Source organism: Lactiplantibacillus fabifermentans DSM 21115 (genome assembly GCF_000498955.2).
GTDB classification, from domain to species: Bacteria; Bacillota; Bacilli; order Lactobacillales; family Lactobacillaceae; genus Lactiplantibacillus; species Lactiplantibacillus fabifermentans.
In genome coordinates, this window is sequence record NZ_AYGX02000081.1 from 13,307 (window position 1) to 34,437 (window position 21,131).

18 protein-coding genes are annotated in these 21,131 nt (G+C 46.4%); 8 read left to right on the plus strand and 10 right to left on the minus strand.

What is annotated here, in order from left to right:
• Positions 1-9: 9 nt before the first annotated feature.
• Both DY78_RS07405 and rnz read right to left on the minus strand, forming a co-directional pair.
• The gene (locus DY78_RS07405; protein WP_029778957.1) at positions 10-804 is read right to left on the minus strand and encodes an SDR family NAD(P)-dependent oxidoreductase; all 795 of its coding nucleotides are present in this window, start codon (positions 802-804) and stop codon (positions 10-12) included.
• A gap of 9 nt (positions 805-813) precedes the next feature.
• The gene (gene rnz / locus DY78_RS07410) at positions 814-1,749 is read right to left on the minus strand and encodes a ribonuclease Z (RefSeq protein WP_024624640.1); all 936 of its coding nucleotides are present in this window, start codon (positions 1,747-1,749) and stop codon (positions 814-816) included.
• Between the two features lie 263 nt (positions 1,750-2,012).
• Here rnz and DY78_RS07415 point away from each other — a divergent pair, with 263 nt between their 5' ends.
• Entirely contained in the window at positions 2,013-2,294 is a 282-nt protein-coding gene (locus DY78_RS07415) for a hypothetical protein (protein WP_024624641.1), read from the plus strand.
• 13 nt (positions 2,295-2,307) lie between these two features.
• A complete protein-coding gene (locus DY78_RS07420) occupies positions 2,308-2,814 on the plus strand; it encodes a hypothetical protein (RefSeq protein WP_024624642.1) in 507 nt (168 codons plus the stop codon).
• A 57-nt stretch (positions 2,815-2,871) separates the two neighbouring features.
• Here DY78_RS07420 and obgE read toward each other — a convergent pair whose 3' ends face one another.
• Positions 2,872-4,167: a GTPase ObgE gene (gene obgE, locus DY78_RS07425; RefSeq protein ID WP_024624643.1), complete on the minus strand. Its 1,296-nt coding sequence runs from the start codon at positions 4,165-4,167 to the stop codon at positions 2,872-2,874.
• A gap of 1,108 nt (positions 4,168-5,275) precedes the next feature.
• Here obgE and DY78_RS07430 point away from each other — a divergent pair.
• The 4 genes from DY78_RS07430 to DY78_RS07445 all read left to right on the plus strand — a co-directional run bounded on the left by DY78_RS07430 (position 5,276) and on the right by DY78_RS07445 (position 10,421).
• A complete protein-coding gene (locus tag DY78_RS07430) occupies positions 5,276-6,031 on the plus strand; it encodes a DeoR/GlpR family DNA-binding transcription regulator (RefSeq protein WP_024624644.1) in 756 nt (251 codons plus the stop codon).
• On the plus strand, positions 6,028-6,945 hold the full coding sequence (gene pfkB / locus DY78_RS07435) for a 1-phosphofructokinase (protein ID WP_024624645.1): 918 nt from the start codon (positions 6,028-6,030) through the stop codon (positions 6,943-6,945). Before DY78_RS07430 ends, pfkB begins: the two co-directional genes overlap by 4 nt.
• A gap of 27 nt (positions 6,946-6,972) precedes the next feature.
• Positions 6,973-8,937: a PTS fructose transporter subunit IIABC gene (locus tag DY78_RS07440; protein ID WP_024624646.1), complete on the plus strand. Its 1,965-nt coding sequence runs from the start codon at positions 6,973-6,975 to the stop codon at positions 8,935-8,937.
• 161 nt (positions 8,938-9,098) lie between these two features.
• Positions 9,099-10,421, plus strand: coding sequence for a metallophosphoesterase family protein (locus DY78_RS07445; protein ID WP_051385217.1), 1,323 nt, complete (start codon positions 9,099-9,101; stop codon positions 10,419-10,421).
• A gap of 72 nt (positions 10,422-10,493) precedes the next feature.
• Here the strand turns inward: DY78_RS07445 and uvrC are convergent, their stop codons facing one another.
• Positions 10,494-12,308 (minus strand): excinuclease ABC subunit UvrC, encoded by a 1,815-nt coding sequence (gene uvrC, locus DY78_RS07450; protein WP_024624648.1) that lies wholly within the window; start codon positions 12,306-12,308, stop codon positions 10,494-10,496.
• 410 nt (positions 12,309-12,718) lie between these two features.
• On the opposite strand from uvrC, the gene DY78_RS07455 reads away from it, so the two are divergent.
• A complete protein-coding gene (locus DY78_RS07455) occupies positions 12,719-13,336 on the plus strand; it encodes a L,D-transpeptidase (RefSeq protein ID WP_024624649.1) in 618 nt (205 codons plus the stop codon).
• A 551-nt stretch (positions 13,337-13,887) separates the two neighbouring features.
• On the opposite strand, the gene DY78_RS07460 is transcribed toward DY78_RS07455, so the two are convergent.
• Both DY78_RS07460 and DY78_RS07465 read right to left on the minus strand, forming a co-directional pair.
• Entirely contained in the window at positions 13,888-14,628 is a 741-nt protein-coding gene (locus DY78_RS07460) for an amino acid ABC transporter ATP-binding protein (RefSeq protein ID WP_024624650.1), read from the minus strand.
• Positions 14,621-16,105 carry an ABC transporter substrate-binding protein/permease gene (locus tag DY78_RS07465; RefSeq protein WP_024624651.1) on the minus strand — a complete coding sequence of 495 codons (1,485 nt, stop codon included), beginning with the start codon at positions 16,103-16,105 and terminating at the stop codon, positions 14,621-14,623. The genes DY78_RS07460 and DY78_RS07465 overlap by 8 nt, the downstream gene beginning before the upstream one ends.
• 543 nt (positions 16,106-16,648) lie before the next feature.
• Here DY78_RS07465 and DY78_RS16410 point away from each other — a divergent pair.
• Positions 16,649-16,816, plus strand: a complete 168-nt coding sequence (locus DY78_RS16410) for an SPJ_0845 family protein (RefSeq protein WP_169817075.1) — start codon at positions 16,649-16,651, stop codon at positions 16,814-16,816.
• 51 nt (positions 16,817-16,867) lie between these two features.
• Here the strand turns inward: DY78_RS16410 and DY78_RS07470 are convergent, their stop codons facing one another.
• From DY78_RS07470 to DY78_RS07485, 4 genes are all read right to left on the minus strand, one after another.
• A complete protein-coding gene (locus DY78_RS07470; RefSeq protein WP_024624652.1) occupies positions 16,868-17,275 on the minus strand; it encodes an iron-sulfur cluster biosynthesis family protein in 408 nt (135 codons plus the stop codon).
• Between the two features lie 639 nt (positions 17,276-17,914).
• On the minus strand, positions 17,915-19,057 hold the full coding sequence (locus DY78_RS07475; RefSeq protein ID WP_024624653.1) for an ABC transporter permease: 1,143 nt from the start codon (positions 19,055-19,057) through the stop codon (positions 17,915-17,917).
• Positions 19,058-20,137: an ABC transporter permease gene (locus DY78_RS07480; RefSeq protein WP_024624654.1), complete on the minus strand. Its 1,080-nt coding sequence runs from the start codon at positions 20,135-20,137 to the stop codon at positions 19,058-19,060.
• An 11-nt stretch (positions 20,138-20,148) separates the two neighbouring features.
• Positions 20,149-21,087, minus strand: coding sequence for an ABC transporter ATP-binding protein (locus DY78_RS07485; RefSeq protein ID WP_024624655.1), 939 nt, complete (start codon positions 21,085-21,087; stop codon positions 20,149-20,151).
• Positions 21,088-21,131 lie beyond the last annotated feature (44 nt).

Below are 21,131 nucleotides of genomic sequence, written 5' to 3' on the forward strand. Positions count from 1 at the left end.
TTCGTCCCCCTACTTAAAGTTAAAGACCGTCCCCGCCAAAAAGTCCCCGAGCTTAGGCGCTGCTTGGTAGCCAAGGTTGGCGGCCGACATCACCCACGGCCGGTTGATTTCACGCCGGTTGTGACCTAATTTACTAATAATTAGTGCTGCAAATTTCACCGAATTCAACGCAATGCGGTCAACCGAAGCTAAATAGTTTCCCGACGGATCGGCGGTTTTGAAAAAGTCGGTCTTGATGGGACCCGGATTAACCGTTAAAACATTGATGCCAGCTGGTTTTAATTCTAACCGTAAGGCATTGTCATACGCAATTAAAGCCGCTTTGGTAGCCGCATAAACTGACGATTTCGGCGTTGCAATTTTCCCGGCCATCGACGCAATATTGACGATTTCACCGTGACCGGCCTTAACCATCACTTGCGCCGCCCGTTGACTCACGTACATCACGCCGAGCGTGTTCACATGAAACATTTTGGTAACCAACGCCTGATCTATCGCCGTCGCAGCCGCCATATAGCCAAAACCGGCCGCGTTAATGACGACATCTAACCGGCCAAAAACGTCTTCAATCGTAGTGAAGACGTGATCGACGTCACCAACTTTACTAATATCACATTTTATCGCCAGTGCTTGGGCTTGCGATAAAATCCGGCATTGGTCCGCCACAGCCGTTAAACGGTCATGGCGGCGCGCCGCCACCACGACGTTAGCGCCCTGAGCGGCGGCGGCCAAGGCGAGTTGTTCGCCTAACCCGCTGGACGCCCCGGTAACTAAGACCGTTTGTCCCGTTAAATCCGTCTTCATTAGCTTCACCTAGGCTTTCTGCGGTAATGGAATGTCAATTAAATCAAAATCACGCACAACTTTCGTATTTTTAAAGACCGTTTGCGCTTGCTTTTGTAATTCTTTACTTAATTTACCCGTATAACGTGCGGAAATATGCGTCAATAACAATTGATGTACGCCCGCTTGTTTCGCGACTTGCGCTGCTTGGGTACTCGTTGAATGATAATAATTATGAGCGAGCTTGCCTTCATCTTTGCCAAACGTACTTTCATGGACGAGCACATCAGCGTTACGCGCTAAACTAATCGCATGCGGCGTCCGGCGCGTATCACCCAAAATGGCCACGGTGCGACCAGCTTGCGGCGCAGCAATGAAATCTTGGCCATTAATCGTGCGACCATCCGGTAAGGTGACCGTTTGACCCGCTTTTAATTGCCCATAAACGGGACCACTCGGAATGTTCAGTGCTTTTAATTTATCCGCTTGCAATTCACCCGGATGGTCAGCTTCTTCAACGCGATAGCCGACACACTCGATGCGGTGGTCTAAGTGTTCAAACGAAACTTTGAAGGTGTCATCTTCAAAAATCACGCCATCTTGGCCCAATTCTTCAAATTTCAAGGGATATGACAAATGGGTGCCCGAAACGCGCATCGCCGTCATCACAAAATCCCGAATCCCGGTTGGCCCATAAACCGTCAACGGTTCGTCGCCACCTTGGAATGATCGTGAGCTCAAAAAGCCCGGCAACCCAAAAATGTGGTCGCCGTGTAAATGGGTAATGAAAATTTTGGTGATTTTGCGCGGTTTTAACGTCGTCCGTAAGATTTGATGTTGCGTCCCTTCGCCAACGTCAAATAACCAAACTTCGTTACGTTCATCTAACAATCGTAAGGCCGTACTCGTCACATTACGAAACTTCCCCGGTGAGCCGGCACCGGTACCTAAAAATTCTAGTTGCATATTTTTTGTTCGTCCTTATCTATCCAGTCTGCTAACCATTTTACCGAAAATCGCGTCCGGAAACAATCATTAGTCTTGGGCTTACATCGTGCCAATTTGGGACTGCCCTGGCCGCAACTACTACTGCGTCAGTTATTACCATTTACTGGCAACCACAGTCCTTACTCATAAATACTTTGTAATTCCACACACTTAATTGTATCATTCAAATGAGTAATTAATAGTACGGAAATTTTATCACCGTTAATAAGGAAGTTTTTGAAATGCGTTTAATCGATTTTAACCTCTCAACGGCGGATTTAGACCGCCAGCTCCCGCTTTATTGGGAACATGACCACACACTAGTGCCCATTCAAAGCTTGGAACTAACCGCTAACCAGCTAATTTTAAAACCCGTCAAAAACAGTCAGCCGATGTTATTAGACCAGTTTACGACCCGCACGCAACAAGTCAGTGGGCAAATCAACTTGTTCGTACAAACCACTACAAAAGCTGAACCGCTCTTCGGTTATCGGCTGAACGAACAACGGATGCTATTAGGTTAAGGAAGTGAGTCGTTTGTCAATTGCACTAATTAATTTATGGGCGCGCTGTCAGTATGGCGTTCCCCTAACGTTTTCGACCAACCAAATCATCGAAATCAAGCGCCACGCCCGCTTATATTGGCGATGGTTAGATACTTACTTAGTTCTCAGCTTAATTGTGGCGGCCGCGACATCTAAATGGTTTCAAGCTGGGTTATGGCCGATTCTGGCCTTAGATTTAGTCGTTATTTTGGCGAGCATCATGCAAACTTATCGAACCCAGTTAAAACCACTCTTCGCCAGTATGGGACTGCGACTAGCCTTTCGCCGTGTCTGGATTAACTGGCTTTGCTTGGCACTTGCCAGCGCGATCTTTTTGGAACTCTTCAGTCTCTTTATCAATGTTGGTTGGCAAAACCAGCCGGTCCACGCCGTTTTCCAACCTTTTTCCTGGTGGCAAACGGCCGGCTATTTTATCGCCACGCTAATCTTTTACATTGGTTATGACTGTTATCACCATTTTCATCAGCCATCCCATTAAAAAACGCGCCAATCAGTGACGAGTGCTCATCACTGATTGGCGCGTTTTGTTTAATCACTAATCCATAAATTGGAAAGAATAATCTAAAATTTGAATCGTATCGTCGTTCTTGGCGCCGGCAGCTCGCAAGCCGTCGTCGACACCCATCCCCCGTAATTGACGGGCGAAACGCATCAAGCTTTCTTCGTGGTCCAAATTGGTCATCTTGAATAAACGTTCCAACTTTTCACCAGAAAGCACGAACAACCCAGGTTCTGGATTATCAATCGTAAAGTCCTGATTAGCTTCAGTCGTGTAGTCACGATGTTCAACGTCATCGACACCCTTAACTGGGAATTGTGGCGTGACATCGAGTAAGTCAGCAGTTTGTGCCAATAAGGCTTTCAACCCTTTTTGCGTAATTGACGAAATTGGGTAAATGTCTGGCGTGGTTGGCAACGTATCGTCATCTTTCAATTTCGCCTCAAATTTCGCCAAATTGTCAGCAGCATCGGGCATATCCATCTTCGTTGCGACGACAATTTGTGGCCGTTTTAACAAATCAGGATCATAGCTCGTCAATTCATGGTTGATTTTCAAATAATCTTCATACGGATCATTTTCTTCCACACCACTCATATCAATTAAATGCAAGATAACGCGGGTCCGTTCAATATGCCGTAAGAATTGGATTCCTAACCCAACCCCGTTAGCGGCCCCTTCAATCAAACCGGGTAAATCGGCCATAACAAAGTCGCGACCGTCATCTAAGCGTACCATCCCTAAGTTCGGGACTAACGTCGTAAAGTGGTAAGCCGCAATTTTGGGTTTAGCACTCGTTACGACGGACAATAACGTTGATTTACCAACCGATGGAAAACCAACGAGACCGACATCAGCCAACACTTTTAATTCCATTCGGATGGTTAATTCAATGCCGGGTTCCCCATTTTCAGCAATTTCTGGAGCCGGGTTCTTCGGACTGGCAAAATGAATATTGCCCCGGCCACCCCGGCCACCTTTAGCAATCACTAATTTTTGATTCTTTTCAGTAATATCACCAATCAACTCACCAGTGTCGGCATCAGTAACGACCGTCCCGAGTGGCACATTGATAATCTTATCTTTGGCGGAACGACCAGTCATCTGCTTAATCATCCCGTTGCCACCGTTATCGGCTTTAAATTTACGCGTATAGCGGAAATCCATCAAAGTCCGCAACCCTTCATCGGCTTGCAAAACAATACTCCCACCGCGACCGCCGTCACCGCCGGCTGGGCCACCGTTCGGCACGAACTTTTCACGCCGGAAAGCCACCATGCCGTTACCACCGTTACCGGCTTTCACGTCTACTTTAACTTGATCAACAAACATGTTTTTTCTCCTGTTTCTTCTATATTATTTATCTACGAAATGGTTCGTGCGAAATTAGATACCTGACCTAGTATACAAATGTTGAGCGACCACGTCAAAGTATCCGCCGGTATTACTGGTTCTTTCGTTGGTTTTTGTGACCTGAGATTTATTGTTTGATTGCCGCTCGTCGGGACTAGGTTGTGCGCCGTGGGGCAGACCTGGGGCCAAAGTGCGGTCCCCAGGGCGCTTTTAATCCCGGCGATAACCCACTGCCGATCTTAAAAGACGGCCCCAAAGAGTGGTCGGACAGCCCCCCGACCACTCTTTGCGACACGGCGCGCAACCTAGTCCCGACGAGCTAAATAGTTTCTACTTGACAAAAAGCCCAGCCGATTCATTAAAACAATCAATAATTTCACTTAAACAGTCATGGATTTGACTGCATTCAATCATCCGATGACCGTTTTAGTCATCATGTGTGCTTAAAAACCATCAAAAGCGGTCAGTATTATGAATAGAAAGCAGTCCTTTTACCAATTCAAACGTCAAAAGAGAAATTTATTATCACATTGACCGGTTATTTACGCCCAATCATAACAGTAACCTCATCAAAATCCGTTATCCATTACTATGTAATCAACAATGTTGAGCCATAATCTCAACGCTTGAGCGTTTTCAAAATCATTAATGGTAACAAATCAATAAAATCCACCACTGTGTTAACCGTAAATCACACCTACTTCCCAAAATTGGCAATGATGCAATGCACAATAGTCGCTATTTATTATTTAACATCAATATAGCTGCTAGCTGACCGTAATGGAAGCCGCCATGCGGGTGGCGTTAACGGGATTGGGCTGTATCCCGTTTACACCACGGACGCCTTTTGAGACTTGGGTTGTAGGCTCAAAAGCGAGGTCCAAGACCGCCCCTCAGGCTTGGACCGGTCCCCATGGCGGCTGGAATTACGGTCAGCTGGCAGCGACAATCCCCCGCTTTACATGCTACCCTCAACTTTTTATGACGGGTTCAATGACAGATTATGAATTATTTTGACGTTTTTTTGAAGGTTTTTGTTGCGTTTTGATTGGTGAGCGTGTATATTATTCTTCGGAGGGATTTGAAAGTGCTTACAGAAGAACGTCAACAGTACATTTTAAATACGATCCGTTTCAAGGGCATTATTAAAATCAAGGACATTTGTTCGAAAACGAATTGTTCGGAATCGACGGCTCGCCGTGATTTGCAACAGTTGGAAGAACAAGGTGAACTGCTCCGCGTCCATGGGGGTGCGAAGTATATGAACTCGCTCCAAGAAGAACCAGCCATGAACGATAAAGTTTCCCGCAATGTGGACGCTAAAGACCGCATTGCGCAGCAAGCTGTTGCCAACATTCAAGTTGATGATGTCATCTACTTAGACGCCGGAACCTCGACGCTGGCGATGATTCATCACTTGAACCCCGGCTACAACTTGCGGGTCGTGACCAACGGTGTCGTCCACGCTTCGGCGTTGGCCGATATGGGCATCAAAACCTATTTACTTGGTGGCAATTTGAAAGGCACCACCAAAGCCGTCATCGGACCGGAAGCCGTTAAATCGTTACAGGAATATCGGTTCAATAAGGTTTTCTTGGGAATCAACGGTGTCCATCCGAAGTTTGGGTTAACCACCCCAGACCCCGACGAAGCGGTCGTGAAAAAAACCGCGATTGCGCAAAGTGAAGAAAGCTTCATTTTAGCCGATTACACTAAATTCGACCACGTTTCATTTGCACGGGTCGGCGATCTCGCGAGTGCGACGATCGTTACCGATCAGTTAACCCCAACTTTGGCCGAACAATATCAACCATTAACCACTATTCAGGAGGTAAAGTCATGATTTACACGATCACCGTCAATCCATCGATTGACTACGTGGTACAACTGCCCCACATGGAATTGGGCAGTGTCAATCGTCTCGCCCACACCGCTAATTTACCCGGCGGCAAAGGCATCAATGTTTCGCAAATCTTAAACGATTTGGAACAACCCAACGTCGCTTTAGGTTTCTTAGGTGGTTTCACCGGTACTTTCGTCAGTGACGCTTTAAAAGCAAAAGGCTTAACGAGTCACTTCACTGAAATTGCCGACAACACGCGCATCAACGTCAAAATTCATGCGGATGAAGAAACCGAATTAAATGGGGCGGGCCCCGATATTACCGCGGCCGAAGTTGACAAGTTCTATGAAGAACTCGCCAACTTAACCCCTGATGATGTTGTCGTGATGTCTGGGAGTTTGGCACCAAGCCTACCCGACACGTTCTACTACGACATTATTCAAAAAGTCAAAGCGGCGGGTGCTAATTTCGTCATTGACACCACTGGCGAAGCATTGAAAAAGACTTTACCAAGTAACCCCTTAGTCGTTAAACCAAACAATCACGAATTAGCGGCCTATTACGACACGACTTTCAACAGTCAAGCTGACATCATTGCGGCTGGCCAACGAATGTTAAGTGAAGGTGCGCAACACGTCTTGATTTCAATGGCTGGCGACGGTGGTCTCTTGATTACCCCAGACGATGTTTACTTCAGCCCAGCGCCTAAAGGTCACGTGATCAACTCCGTTGGGGCTGGTGATTCCATGATTGGTGGGTTCGTCGGGACTTTCGCTAAGACGCATGACGCCGTTGAAAGTTTCCGTTACGGTTTGGCTTGTGGTTCCGCAACCGCCTTCTCTGAAGACATTGCAACCCGTGCTAAAATCGATGAAATTTTGCCATTAATTAAGATTGAAAAATTAACAAACTAGCAATTCGGAAAGGACTGTATTAACAACATGGATATCCGCGAACTATTATTAAAAGATGTCATGATCATGGACATGCAAGCCACGACCAAGGACGAAGCCATTGATGAATTAGTTCATAAATATGCCGAACAAGGCGTTATTAATGACGAAGCCCTCTACAAACAAGACATCATCAAGCGTGAAGCTGAATCCACGACTGGGATTGGTGACGGTATCGCCATGCCCCATGCCAAAGACAAAGCCGTTCAACGCGCGACCGTCTTATTCGCAAAAAGTAAAGCGGGGGTTGATTTTAACGCCTTAGATGGTCAACCTGTCCACCTCTTCTTTATGATTGCGGCTCCTGAAGGTGCGAATAACACCCACTTGGCGGCCCTCGCCGCCCTCTCCAGCTTACTCATCGACCCTGAGTTGGTCGGCAAGTTGAAGAACGCGCAAACGCCAGACGAAGTCCAACAACTCTTCGCTGACGCCCAAGCTGCTAAAGAAGCAAAAGATGCTAAAGACGAAGCGGCGCGCGCTGAAAAAGCCGCCGCGGCGGCTCAAGCACCGGCTGACGAACAACGCCCTTACATTGTTGGGGTTACGGCTTGTCCGAATGGGATTGCCCACACTTACATGGCCGAAGCTGCGTTAATCAAGCAAGCTGAAGCGATGGGCGTTGACATCAAAATCGAAACGAACGGTTCTGAAGGGGTCAAACATTTATTGACTGCCGATGAAATCGCTCGGGCTAAAGGGGTCGTCATTGCGGCCGACAAGAAAGTCAAAATGGCCCGTTTCGATGGCAAACCATTAGTTAACCGCCCCGTTACTGACGGAATCAACAAATCTGAAGAATTAATCAGTGAAGTCTTAGACGGCAAAGCGCCCGTTTATCACGATGCTGACGGCGGTTCTGCCGACACTGACGAAGGCAGCAGCGCTAACGGCGGTGTTTGGAGTGAAATCTACAAAGACTTAATGAACGGGATTTCACACATGTTACCATTCGTTGTTGGTGGTGGGATTTTAATGGCCCTCTCGTTTGTCATCGAACAATTCGTTGGCGATAAGAGTTTAGCCTTCACCTTCTTCAACCAAGCTGGGAACATGGCCTTCGCCTTCATGGTACCCGTCTTAGCCGCTTACATTGCCGAATCAATCGGTGATCGCCCTGCCTTAATGCCTGGGTTCGTTGGTGGTTTCATGGCGACGGTTTACACCGGCGCTTACGGTGGTGCTTATACAGCTTCCATCGCAGCTAATGCCAAGAGTCCTGCTGGTTTCTTAGGTGGTTTAGTTGCTGGTTTCTTAGCTGGTTACATCACTGTTTGGATGAAGAAATGGACTAAGAACATGCCACAATCCCTTGAAGGGATGAAGCCAATGTTAATCTACCCTATCTTGGGCTTGTTAATCGTTGCCGCTTTAATGTTCTTCATCGTTAACCCAATCTTCTCAGTTATTAACCAATGGATTACCCACTTCTTGAACTCAATGGGTACTGGTAACGCCGTCCTCTTAGGGTTAGTCCTCGGTGGGATGATGTCTATCGATATGGGTGGTCCTTTCAACAAAGCCGCTTACGTGTTCGCTACCGGTGCCTTTACCGCTACGCAAGATGGGAACTTAATGGCCGCCGTTATGGCTGGTGGGATGGTCCCACCATTGGCAACCGCCATCGCCACGGCTTTCTGGCCAAAGAAGTTCACCGACGACGAACGCAAAGCTGGGATTTCTAACTGGTTACTTGGAATTTCCTTCATTACTGAAGGTGCAATTCCATTCGCCACAGCTGATCCATTGCACGTCATTGGTTCGAGTGTCGTTGGGGCGGCCATCGCTGGTGGTTTGACCCAATTATGGAACGTTTCCGTTCCCGCTCCTCATGGTGGTTTATGGGTAGCCTTACTCGCTACTAACATCTGGGGTTACGTTGGCGCAACGGTCATTGGGGCCGTGATCGCCGGGGTTATCTTAGGAATTTGGAAACCAGCTAAAAAAGCTTAATGACCATAAATACTAAAAAGATCGCGACTCAGTAATGAGTCGCGATCTTTTTTTGCCCTAATTTTTAGCCGGCTGGCAAAAATAACCCAATCTAGCGTTCAATCCAGTGGTTCAATGGTTATAATATAAATATAATTATTAGACGAAATGAGACGATTGTTTTGAAACTTACTTATCAACGTTGGGCCGGGCTCGCCGCGCTGTTAGCCCTTCTCACCCTCGCCGGTTGTCGGTCAGCAACCGCCACCACTAAACAGCCAAGTACCAAATCGACTTTGACGGCCATGGTCATCAGTGACGATCACGTCATTGCCCCCAGTTTGCATGACAACGGGACTGCTTTTAAAACGTACGCGGCCAACGATGCCGGCGCCGATTTAAAGTACAGTGCCACCATCTTTAAAGCGTTTATCGCCCAAGCACTGACGACGAAACCTGATATGGTCATCGTCAGTGGTGACATTACTAATAACGGTGAAAAAGCGAGTCATGAATACGTGGCGCAACAGTTGAAACGGCTCACCGCCCAACATATTCGCGTCTATGTCGTCCCCGGCAATCACGACATCAATAATCCGTTAACGCGGTCATTTAAAGGTAAGCATCAAGCCACTACTAGTGCAGTCAGCCCTAGTCAATTCAAACAAATTTACCAGCAAGCCGGCTATGGTCAGGCAGTTGAAAAAGATACGAGCTCCCTCAGCTATCTCGTTAAACCTGGCCAGCACACCTGGTTATTAATGCTCGACTCCGCCATCTACAAGAGTAATTACCAACAAGGTAGTTCCACGGTTGGTGGTGGCTTTACCGCGGGCACGCTGGACTGGATTGCGAAAATGGGCCGGGCTGCTAAAAAGGCGCACGCCACTTTGATTCCGGTCATGCATCACAATTTGATGGACCACACGAGTATCCATCAAGATTACACGATTGGCTACGCTGATGACGTCCGGGACACCTTTAGCAAGGCGAACTTGCGCCTGACTTTAAGCGGTCATATCCACGCCCAAAGTATTAAGCATCAGACCGTCAACCAAGTGCAGCTGACGGATATTGCTAGTGGTGCCCTGATTATGAGCCCCCACTATTATGGTACCTTGACGATTAATCAAAACTCGGGCCAAGCGCAGTATCACGCGACCCGCTTAAACGTCAGTGCCTATATCAAAAAGCAGCAAGGGGCAAAAGCGGCAGCGGCCTATCGCCAATACGACCATGCCGTCGTTTATGACGCTGGTTACAATGCCGCCATGAGCAGCCTATACGAAGACCGCTACGAAACGAAATATTCGACAGCTAAAATCAAGCTGTTATCTACTGGCATGGCACAAGCTAACCTGGCCATGTTCCGCGGGACGGCCCCCGCCCAAACTGAAGCGATTAAAGCCTGGCAGGCCATGCCTAAAAATACGCCCCTACGTCACTTCATTCTGCAAACTGAAGCCTTAAAAAACAATCTTGACTGGCACGGGCGCACTCGTTAACTAAAAACAGCCCGTCCCAGCAATGCATTTTGAAAATGCATTGCCGGGACGGGTTGTTTGTTATTGAAATCTTTATGTCGCACCTTTTTGATAATGCTTCGGCGTCACACCACCACCGGCTAACGAAAACTTAATCGTTTGCGCCACATTTTTAGCGATACCCAATTTTTGAATATCTTCAACCGGAGCGGCCGCAATCTTAGTCATTGACCCGAACTTCCGCAATAATTTATTGCGGGTTTTGGGACCAACCCCCGGAATTTCATCCAGCCGCGAACTGAGCGAATGCTTGGTATGCACTTGCCGATGAAATTCAATGGCAAAGCGATGGACTTCATCTTGAATCCGTTGCAACAAGTAGAACCCTTGACTCTTAGGGTCCAAATTCAAATGCGCATCACCAGCGGACTTTAACAAATCCGCCGTCTTATGATGGTCATTTTTCACCATCGCCGCGACCGGCGTATTTAGCCCTAATTCGTTTTCTAAGACATCTTTGGCGGCATCCAACTGAATGTCCCCACCATCCATTAGAATCAAATCTGGTAAGGCGGCGTGCTCTTTCAGCAAGCGCGTGTACCGTCGCCGAATCACTTCACGCGTCGAGGCCGCTTCATCGGCATGATCCACCGTCCGTAATTTATATTTACGATAAAGTTTTTTATTCGGCTGACCATCCGTAAAGACGACCATCGCCGAGACGAGGTCGGCCCCTTGAATATGCGAGTGGTCAAAGGCTTCAATTTTATGACCTTCAGGAATCCCCAAGGCGTCGGTGATTTCTTTCATGGCCCCCGTCGTCTTGCGTTCATCGAGTTCCAACAACCGGAACTTTTCTTCTAAGACGATGCGAGCGTTTTTTTCCGCCATGTCGAGCAAGTCCCGCTTCTGTCCGCGTTGCGGCGTCCGCACCGGGATTCCCAAAATATCACTGAGCACTTCTTTATCTAAGCCGTCAGGAACTAGGACTTCGCGTGGTAACACATTATTTTTACGATTGTAAAATTGCAAAATAAAACTGGTCATTTCTTCTTGGGCCGTCGAAACGATTGGGAACAACCGCTTTTCCCGTTTCATCAACCGCGCTTGCCGAATGAAGAAGACTTGAATCGACAACCAGCCCTTATCCAAATAAAAGTTGAATAAATCGCGCGGTGTATTATCATTGGAAATAATTTTTTGTTTTTCAACGGTCATTTCAATATACGTCAATTGATCACGTAATTCGGCCGCCCGTTCAAATTCCAAATCGGCGGCCGCCGTTTCCATCCGCTTATTGAGTTGTTTCTTAACCGTTTCCACATGACCGTTCAAAAAGGACTTGATGCGTTTAATTTGCGCATCGTATTCGGCCGTGGGCACCGTTTTAAAACAGGCGCCTAAGCATTGCCCCATATGATAATACAAGCACGGTCGATTTTGAAAGCCGTGACAGCGTCGTAATGGATAAACTTTTTGAATGAAGTTGACGGTTTCTTGCGCCGCATAAACGTTGGGATACGGGCCAAAGTAATAGCCCCCATCTTTGCGGACGTCACTCACAATCAAAATCTGCGGGTCCCGTTCGTTGGTAATTTTAATGTACGGATAACCGGTCCCCTTTTTTAACTTAATGTTGAAATAAGGTTGGTGTTTTTGAATCAGCGTGATTTCTAACAAGAAAGCTTCCTTGTCAGTCGACGTGACGATAAATTCAAAATCCGCGATCTCTGAAACTAAGCGCGCGGTTTTCCCGGTATGGCTACTCTTAAAGTATGACCGGACCCGGTTTTTCAAGTTCTTGGCTTTACCGACGTAAATAATCTGACTATTCAAATTTTTCATCAAATAGCAACCCGGTAAATCTGGTAATAACGCTAATTTATGTTCAATATGTGCCGATGCCATTGCGCGCCTTCCTTTCCTGATATAGCCTTATCAGTATACCGCCGGAAGTCAAGCGTGACAAGCAATCTGCCCGTTTGCATAAGGATAGTTATATAAAATAAGCGGCCCAGCAATATTGAGTCCGGTCACGATATCTTTAGCGTGAAAGTTTTCATAATTTCCTCAATTATAATTTTATTTATGTTATTTTTCCAAACCATTGCCAGGCACGAAGCAGCTGATATTTGCTGTTTTTTCGCTTTTATTGCCGATAACTATTGTATTTTCATTTTCAGAAGGCTATAACAGAAGTTGCAGCAAGTTTTTCATTCAAACATAGGGGGAGTCTTGAATTTGAAAGCAACCGCAATAATTACCTTAACCGCGGACGGTATCCGCAACCATTTTTATCACACTAAGGGTGAGCTTCAATGAGACGCAATAAAAAATTAGTCTTAACCGCTAGCATCATCTTACTAGTCGCTATCTTGGCCGTAATTACAGTCGCGGTAACTCATAAGACGGCGGCCGCCAAGCAACGCGCCATTGCGACTAGTCGCACCACGACCAAAAAACACGCTAAGGCGTCGGTCATGCGCACGCCCATTAACTGGCGCAAATCTTCAGAAACAGTTGCTTATCCAAGCGTCAAAAAATATCCGAACTTATGGATTCACGTTTCCTTGGAAAAACAACGGATGTACTTGATGAATAAACAGCACGTCTTATACACCATGTATGCTTCCACCGGGGTCCAAACCGCTGACCGTAAAACACCCCGTGGAACGTATCACGTTCAAGCCGAACGCGGGAAATATTTTTACAGTGCCTCGGTCAGCGAAGGCGCCTATTACTGGGTTTCCTGGCTGAATCACGGTGAATATTTATTCCACTCTACGCCGGTCGACGCTCAAGGTCACTTCATCAAATCAGACGCCGCCGATTTAGGCAAAAAGCCATCTTCACATGGTTGTGTCCATCTGAGCGTGGCCGACTCTAAATGGGTCTACGAAAACATTCGCTATGGTACCAAAGTGGTTATTAACTAAAAAATCAAAATAATTATATTCAAGGTGGGTACCAACGTAACTAATTACGGTGGTATCCACCTTTTATGTCGTGACAATTCATTGAGGACAAAACTCGCCCGATACTGACCGCAGTGCGCTAATATACTGAACTGGTTAACGTTTGAACGGTCACTAATCAATTTAGGAATTCTTACTCAACAATTAAAAACAGCCACAAAATACCGAGCATAATTTATAAGCAACATCAATAGTGCTATCTGCAAAAATAACCTCGCCTTATTATGATTTAAAAATCAATTTAGCTGCCGGCTGACCGTAATGGAAGCCGCCATGCGAGTGGCGTTAACGGGATTGGGCTGTATATCCCGTTTACACCACGGACGCCTTTTGAGACTTGTTCTTTATGCTCAAAAGCGAGGTCCAAGACCGCCCTTCAGGCTTGGACCGGTCCCCATGGCGGCTGGAATTACGGTCAGTCGGCAGCGGGAAGTATCCACATACCATCACTGACTCACCAGCTTTTAGATAGAATAAAGGACCACGCTGACAATGAGCGTGGTCCTTAGTGATTACATTAAAATCTTTGATAAGAAGTCTTTGGCCCGGTCCGTTTCAGGATGTGCAAAGAATTGTTCGGGGGTGTTGTTTTCTTGAATGTAGCCATCCGCCATGAACCAGATGCGGTCCCCAACGGATTTGGCAAAGCCCATTTCGTGGGTAACCACGACCATGGTCATACCTTCTTTGGCTAATTCTTGCATGATGTTCAAGACTTCACCGACCATTTCAGGATCCAAGGCCGAAGTTGGTTCATCAAACAACATCACTTTCGGGTCCATCGCCAAGGCCCGTGCAATGGCAACCCGTTGCGCTTGCCCACCGGACAAACTCGTTGGGAAGGCATCGGCGTGGTCGTCTAAGCCAACCCGTTGTAATAACTCATGGGCGCGCTTAGTGGCCGTGGCATCGTCGACATGTTTAACTTTCATCGGCGCTAACTTGATGTTTTCTAAGACCGTCATATTTGGGAATAAGTTAAAGCCTTGGAACACCATGCCCATCTTTTCCCGTAATTTGTTGACACTCTTTTGGTCCAACGTCGTCAAGTCTTGCCCTTCGAAGGCGACTTTCCCACTTGTTGGCGTTTCGAGCAAGTTCAAGCACCGAATAAAGGTACTCTTCCCACCACCGGAAGGACCGATGACCACGATAACTTGGCCAGGTTCAACTTTTTCGGTGATGTCTTTTAAGACGTGATTATCGCCGAAGCTTTTGGCTAAGGCACTAACTTCAATTACTGGTTTAGTCATGTTGCATCTTCCTTTCGAAGTGGTTCAAAATCCGTGATGCCGTGAAAGTCAAGATGAAGTACAAGACCATGATGACCACGATTGGGGCCACCCCACGGTAAGTGTCAGAACGGACGATGTTACTTTGATAGATCAATTCAGTAACCCCGATAATTGAGACGATTGAACTATCCTTGATCAAAGTAATAAATTCGTTCCCTAATGATGGCCAGATATTCTTCAATGCTTGTGGTAAGACCACGTAACGCATCGTTTCACCATTGGACATCCCTAAACTACGAGCAGCTTCAGTTTGACCAATGTTAACGGAATTAATCCCACCACGAATATATTCAGCAACATACGCCCCGGAGTTCAAGGAAATCGCAATAATCCCAGAAGTTAACGCTGGTAAATTGACAAAAATCCCTAAACCGAAGTAAACGAACATGACTTGAACCATCATTGGCGTTCCCCGAATGAATTCGACGTAGGCCGTTGAAATCCAACGTAATAAGTTTTTGAAGATGTTCCCTTTGGCCATCCGCGCTAAGGCTAATAAAATCCCAATGATGAACCCAAAGAAGACGGAACAAACGGTAATAATTAAAGTATATTCAATCCCGGTTAAGAACGCCTTCCAATAATGGAACATTGACGTATTAACCGTATTAGTCTTCAAATATTTCCCAGCTTTTGGCAAATATTCCTTTTTGACTAAGTTTTCTTTTTTAATCTTATCAACGGTCTTGTTGACTTTGTTAACTAAGCTAGTCGACCCTTTCCGGAAAGCAATCGCGGATTTGGTGGCTGAAGAACTCATACTAAAGCCCGCTGGAATTGCAGCTAATTGCTTGTTGTTAGCAACATAAGCTTCCGCAGATGGCTTTTCCATGGCAACCCCATCAATTTTATGACTTTGTAAGGCCAAAATTAAATCAGATTGGGAGGTCATCCCTTTAACACTCGTATTCTTAGTTTGGTTCTTGGCAGCATTGTATTGCGTTGTCCCCGTTTGAGCACCTAACGTACCGCCACCAAAGGAATCTTTGTTTTTGTATTTATTCTTATCCGTCTTGTTGATGACAATGTCATAACCACCTTGGTAATAAGCCTTAGTGAACGACACATTTTTCCGCCGCGCTGGCGTGGGGTTCATCCCAGAAATAATCATATCGATTTTCCCAGTTTGTAACGCCACTAACAATGAATCAAAGGACATTGATTTGACCTTTAACTTGACCCCAAGATCCTTGGCCACTTGTTGCCCAATATAAACATCCATCCCAACAATGGCACTCTTACCATTGACGGTCGCCTGGAATTCATATGGCGGGTAGTCTGGTGAAGTCCCCATCACCAAGACCCCTTTTTTCTGAATCTTTTCTAATGAATTATCTGCTGCTTGAGCCGATTGCGTATTCGTCTGCCCTAACGGCACGAACGTCAATACTAGCGCAACCACGATGACTAGCAACAACCCGATTTTTTTCTTCATAAGCGCGCTCCTTATTTTCTTTTTACAAGAATAGAGTATAGACGCATATGATTATTTATGCAAGTATTTTTGAAAAATCCTTTATTTTATGCATAAATAAGTGGATTATACAGTTTTTAAGCGCTTTATTTTGCATAAACAAGTTAATTCAAATTCAGTACAGCCGTTATTTCTTAACAAAATGATTATAAAATCACCCAATTTATCCAGTATTCTAATCTAATCAACAAATTTTACTCAGCCGACCCACACCACCACTAACCATCCTTCCCGCCTGTTCATAATTAAAGTCACGTTTAGCCCGGGGCCACTTGGTGGTGCGCCGTGTCGCAATAACTAGTCGGCGATTTTCCGACTAGTTATTGGGGCCGACTTTTTAGACCGGCAATGGGTTGTAGCCGGGCCAAAAAGCGCCCTGGCGACCGCCCTTTGGCGCCAGGTCTGCCCCACGGCGCATCACCAAGTGGCACCGGGCGGCTGACAAATTACTGACAAACCAAGAAAAATTTGCTATGATTAGCGGTAATCGAAAGGAATGATTGCATGAGTTTAAAAGTTCAACGTCAAGATAACTTAGACAAATTATTTGATAAGTTTGCGATTGGTCCGGATGACAAGGACAAGTTAACGACTAAGGCCGTCCAAGACACCATTGACGAACATGCCAACCGTACTGCTAAACAAAAACCAGCTAAAGACGACAAAAAATAGTCAAAAAAACGTGGTCACGAAATTAATCGTGACCACGTTTTTTAACGGACTTTAGCAAATCTTCGTCCCGATGGTTTGCATCTTTTCGCGACGTTCCGCTTCCGTTTCCGGACTAACGTCACGCCAATCAACAACAGACAACGCGCCATCTAACATGCCGCTATCATCCTTTAAAGCTAAGGCGTTGTGCCAGCGTGAAATATTGAGACCATTTCCTAAGAAGGTCGCATCAGCCGGCGCAGTCGCCATATCATACCCAGCGTTGTTTTCCAATGGCGTCGTGTAATCCGGATCAGCAGCATTTAAAATAACAAGTTGGAATTTATTTCCAATGGCACAACTCCCACCTAAACTCGAATATTTATTCGACCCGTCATCGACGGTCAAAATTACCCGACTCCCAGCAGGAATCTTATCTGCTAAATAAGCTTGCGCGTCATCTTTAATGTTAATCTTCATGATCCAGCACCCTTTCTCTTCTAACCAATTGTGCACAACTCTTTTCTACATGGTTAAATATAGCCCATTACTAAGTTAATTGCAATTAAGATGCTTACAAAAAGTTAATAGTTTACCAAATGGTCTGACTAGCGACGACATTAGCCCAACTGCCAACACTTAATAATAAATGCGTAGTAGCCCACTTGCAAAAATTCACGCTGAGCTCACACTACCAATAACTTTGAAGATTCTTTTCTCAAGTTGGCTGGCTCACAGCTAGTTTTAGGATTATCATCCATAACCAAAAACATCTAGCTACATTCGAATGTGCAGCTGGATGTTTTTAGTATATAAGCTGAATTTAGCAGGATTTTTCCATACATTGGTGAATCTACAACTAGCATCTCCGACCAACCAATTCTTAAAGCAAAATCAATTCAGTTGTGAGTCCGTAGCAATGGAAGTTGCCGTGCAAGTGGCGTTAGTGCGGCTGCTTTTGCCGGACTTACACCACCGACATCTTTGAAGATTGGTGAACTGTGCCAAGCTTCAAAGTGAGGTTCGAGACCGCTTTTTGGCTCGAACCGGTCGCCACGGCTACTGGAATTACTACGGACTCACAACGACAATTTCAAATTGACCAATCTTGATTGAAACCTAATCAAAGATTTCCTGATGTTGGCGGCGCATAAAGCCGAAGACAGCCAAACTAAAGAATAGTAGTCCGAATAAGCCGACCATCGCTAATTGCCCCCAGAAGCGACTAGTAATTGTGCCATTTTGAAGTTGCTGCAACGCTTGTAAAATCCAATATTGAGGTGTGACCATGGCGACCTTTTGCATCACCGCGGGCATAACCGATAACTGGATTAAGCAGCCGGATAACAAGCTCGTCACCGTGATCAGCAACACTTGAATCCCATTGGCCATCCCCGTGCTTGGTGCTAAGACCCCAATGGCTAACGACCATAAAACCGCTAGCAGTCCAAACCAACACAAGACGGCAAACAGCGGTAAAATCCCCATGCCGACATCAATTTTAAAAACGCCAACCATCACGGTAATGGCTAAGCCAATTTCAACGACCATTGCTAACATCGCAAAGCCAGCGGTGCCAATGAAATAATTGGCGGGACTTAGCGGGGCGAGCATCGTCCGTTGATAAGTTTGATTACGCCGTTCACGTTGTAGACTCCGCGTGCCAAAAGTATTCGCTTGGTACAATAACATCATCAATAAAAAGCCAATAATTTGGATGGTCAGCGTATGGGCCGAGGCTTGCTGGTCGATTTGCTTAATTTTCAAGGTCGGCGTTTGTTGTTGCAACGTCTGGCCGACTTGCTGCAAATCCGCGGTTTTATTAGTCATCGCCTGCAGTTGCAACACATTGACCGCCGCCGCTTTGACCATATTTTTAACGGTCGTTAATAACGCGCCATGTTGAATCGAGGCGACCGTCACAGCGGGGTGCTGACCGTTCGTAATTTGTCGCTGATAGCCCGCCGGAATCGTCACGATGGCGGTGACCGATTGCTGCACTAAAGCTTGTTGCTGGGTCTTTTTAGTCGTCAACGTTTGGACCGTCACCCGCCGTCGTAAATTCGTGGCCAGTAAACGACTAGCCGCACTATCATCGTGGTCAACCACGCCGACTGTCAACGTATTTTGCGTCGTCGATGTTGAGGTGTATAAATACAACCCGACACTCAAAAATGGAATGGCTAATAAAAAGAGCACTTGCCATGGATGGTTCTTCCACATGATAATTCGTTCACGAATTAACCATAAACTTGCTTGCATTTAAAACACCTCCCGTCGCCGCATGACCACATTGATAAGACCTAGTAATCCGGCGGTCACACTTAAACTCAACCAAACGCCCGACCAATTCAACGGATTACTCGTCCACAGCGCTGAACGCAATGGCCCCATCACCCACCCAAGTGGTGAAAAAGCCATCATCGTCGTACTCGTTGGAAAGTAACCACCACCAAGAAACGCCACTAATTGAATCACAATTTGCATAACACCTTCACCTAATTGCGCGGCAACCGTTTCTAATGCTAAGCCCAGTACTAAAAACAAGGCCATTAAGCTGGCGAAGTTGGCAAACGCGAATGGTAAGGCGCGTAGCCATGGCATCTGAAAGAGCCCGGCCGTAATGCCCATCAAGACTGCAATAACGAGTAAGCCATACAGCAGATGTCCAGCCACCGTCGCATTTAAGAGCTGGCCTTTCGAAATTGGTGTGAGCAATTCACGGGCCAAAGTCTGTTGTCGCCGGGCTTTGCCGAACATGTCTAACCCAATTTCAGCAAAATACAACATGAACATCCCCATCATCGCTAACGCATAATATTGAAATGAGGTCGCGGATCGTTGCACTTGGGCCCGATTGACGGTGACCAACTCGGCTGACTTAACCGTCACAATCGGCCGTTGATAATGAATGGCCGTTTTGACTAAGCCTAACGTTTGTGCCAGCTCAGCTAACGTCCCCTTCAACAGTGCATTTTGATAGTCATTCAAGTTTTTAGCCGTGGCCACTTGGATGTGCGCTTGTTCAATGGTCACGGCCGCCGTATTCGCGTGATTACGCACATACGCCTGGGCCACTTTTGTTGAAGCACGCGGCGTAAAGTCGAGATGAGCCACTTTGGTTTTTGTTACCAATTGCTTGACGAGCTTAGCCTGTTGCGCATCTTTGACCACATATTGGACATGTACCGGATTAACGGTCGCATCGAGTTGCGTCGCAAAGACACTTTGCAACACGAGACCTAAAATGACCATTAAACTCACCGGCATGATCAAGAAATAAATATAATTTGATTTTAGCCGCAAATCTTGTAATAAAATGCGCTTAATCACTGTTATCATCTTGTTCACCCCTAATCGCGCAAATTGCGCCCGGTCAAGTTTAAAAAGACCGTCTCTAAATCAAGTTTCGGTTGGTCGATACTGTCGACGGCGACCCCTTGATCAATCAACGTCATTAAGACTTGATTCAGCGGATTGCTGGCAACATCCAAGACTAATTGCAGATTTTGCTCGTGCAGCGTCGCTTGTTGCACGCCGGCAATCGCCGTAATGGCCGCTAATTCAAGCTGGTCGGCGTGATTGACGACAATCGTCACTTGCTTGGCATCCGTCACGAGATTGACTAATTCGGCCTCCGTCCCATGCGCAATGACTTGCCCATGGTCAATAATGACGATGTTATCCGCCAGCCGCTCCACTTCTTCCATATAGTGACTCGTATACACCACGGTCATCCCATTGGCCCGCATTTTTTCAATCGCCGTCAAAATATAGTTACGTGATTGTGGGTCGATACCGACAGTGGGTTCATCCATAAACAACAAATCCGGTTGATGGACAATCGCCATCGCAATATTCAACCGCCGTTGCATCCCACCGGAAAAAGTTGCCGGCCGCTGGTTTGCATGGTCAGTCAAGTCAACTACCGCTAACGCCCGGGTAACAGCGGTTTTTAAGGCCGTACCGCGTAAGCCATACAAGCCGCCAAAATAGCGCACGTTTTCGGCCGCTGATAAATCATCAAAAATAGCCAATTCTTGTGGTACCACGCCAAATCGGCGGCGAATCGCGGTATTGGTCGGAGTTAAGTTTTCACCAAACAATTCCACCCGACCGCTCGTTTTATTCAATAACCCAGTAATCATATTGATCGTGGTACTTTTGCCAGCACCATTCGGCCCCAACAGGCCTAAAACCGTGCCCGGCGCGACCGTAAAACTCACATTGTCGACCGCAACTTGTGTGCCAAATTTTTTCGTTAAGCCCGTCACGACTAATCCAGTTGTCATCTTGACGTCCCCCTCTGATTTAATGATTTAATTGTATAAAAAAA